The 2,127-nt window shown below is 64.6% G+C and carries 1 protein-coding gene; it reads right to left on the reverse strand.

Annotated features, from left to right (window positions below):
- Positions 1–1,725, reverse strand: a 1,725-nt coding sequence (locus tag VMX79_07135) for a S8 family serine peptidase (protein ID HUV86871.1), incomplete at its 3' end; no start/stop codon positions are given.
- Positions 1,726–2,127: the final 402 nt, after the last annotated feature.

Below are 2,127 nucleotides of genomic sequence, written 5' to 3' on the forward strand. Positions count from 1 at the left end.
GGCCTTGCCCGTCGTCGGGACCACCTCGAGCCAATACTCGTACGTCGTCGCCGCGACGACGTCCCGGTCTTCGTACGCGAAAGGCGCCTGACCCGTTATCAACGCCGCGTTTACGCGCTCCCGGCCGGCGTCCGCCGCGTCGCCCTTCGCCTCGCGGTAAACGTTGAAGCCGGCGTACGCGCTGCTCTCGCAGTCCCACGCCAGCCGGACGCGGTCCTCGAGGCCGGCGGCGCGGAAGTACTTGAGGTCGATGCCGGTAGAGGCCTTGAGGAATTGCAGCGCGGCGTACACGTTTATGCGGCCGGCGCCGTTGTGATTCACCTTCGTGCCTTTTGTTTGGCCGGGTAAGGGGTCGGCCGTGAGCTCGAGAGCACGCTCGATCTGGGCGGGCGGCAACGCGTCGTCGAAGTCCAACAGCAACGCCACCGCGCCCGCGGCGCACGGCGTGGACATCGACGTGCCGCTCTTTAAGGTATACCCGGAAGTATTGCGGTAGTCGCAGGACTTAACGTTAACCCCCGGGGCAACGAAATCGGGCTTGATCAAGCCCAGGCCGGGGCTCCAGTGGTAGTCGTCGTAGGGCGCGCATTGCGGGTGGCGTTCCTTGTCCCAGCTGGCCGGGCCGCGGCCGCTGAAGTACGCCAGGTTGTCGCCGGAGTCGGTGGCGCCCACGCCCACGGTCCCGGATATCCCCTCGCGCAGCGTCTGGTCGGGATGGAGCCAGGGCGGCGGGCAGTTGCCCGGCGTCGCGATGTTGAACGGGATGGGATAGGAGCCGGTCTGGTTGCCCTGGTTGCCGATGGAGTTGGTATGGAAGACGCCCGCGGCCAGCGTCTTCTCGCTCGCCGCGCGGTGTAAGCCGTAGGCGGGATAGTCAGGGTATTTCTTCGACCAGGACGAGGTAATGACGTCGACCCCTTCGGTAATGGCCCACTGCCAGGCGGCAAACCACGTACTGTCCGAGCTACCCAACTTCGCTATCATGATCTGGGCGTTGGGGGCCATGCCGCATTGCGAGCCGGCGGTGCCGTCGCTCGCGACGGTCCCGGCGACGTGGGTGCCGTGGCCGTCGTAGTCCATCGTATCGTTGGGGTCGCCGCCCGTGAAGCTCCGGCCGTGGTTGGGGTAACCGGCCTTGGTCCACATGTGGTCGGCCAAGTCGCGGTGGTTGTAGTTAACGCCGCCGTCGGCGACGCAGACCACTATGCCCGTGCCGTCGTAGCCCTCGTTCCAAACGTCCGGCGCCCTTATCTTCGTTACGTTCCAGGCGATCTCGTCCTCGAACGCCGGGACGACATCTTGCAGTAAGTCGACCGGGATCTCCTTATCCCAGTGGACGTACGCCACGCCCGGCATCGCCGAGACGACTTCGACGGTATCGCGGTCCGTACGCGCGGCGACCGCGTTCACTATCCAGAGCGGCATAATGTCCGCGGCGCGGCCGCTCGAGGCGCGTCCCTCGAGGAACGCCACCACGTCGCGCTGGCTCGAGGCCGCCAACCGCGAGCACTCGGCCTCGACGATCACACGGCGTTCGTTGCGCGTCAGGCCGTCCGTCAACGCCATTATCCGGTCCTGCGGTATCTGCTCCTCCATTACAACGAGGACGCGCACTAGCTCCGTTGCGCCGACCCCGTCGAGGTGCGCCGCGAGTTCCGGCGTGACGTTGGGCGCGGCGTACGCGACGGCGCCCACCAGCGTAGCCAATACCAATAATCGCTTCATCTTCTTTCCTCCGGTCAATCCGGGGAGCCTTCTCGTTCCCACAGCGACTCACGTTTTGAGATGGATTTATACCTTATATATTTAATTATAATTTACCCGCGACAAAAAATCAAGACTTAAACGCCGCCTCTGCCGCTCGCCGCGGTCACCCACACCCAGGGTAGAGCATTATAACATATATTATGTAAGGAGAAAGCGGCCCAAATGGGCCGCTTTTTTATTCCGTCCGTGTTCCTCTAACGCGTAACCACCATACGGCGTACGGCGCTGCCGCACGAGGCGTTGAGCCGGTACAGGTACACCCCCGGCGCTACGCCCCGGCCGCCGTCGTCCGCCAGGTTCCAGACTACCTCGTGCCGACCCGGCGCCGACGCGGCCGCGTCAAGCGTCCGCACCTTCCGG

The organism is bacterium (assembly GCA_035529855.1).
Lineage (GTDB): Bacteria > RBG-13-66-14 > B26-G2 > WVWN01 > WVWN01 > WVWN01.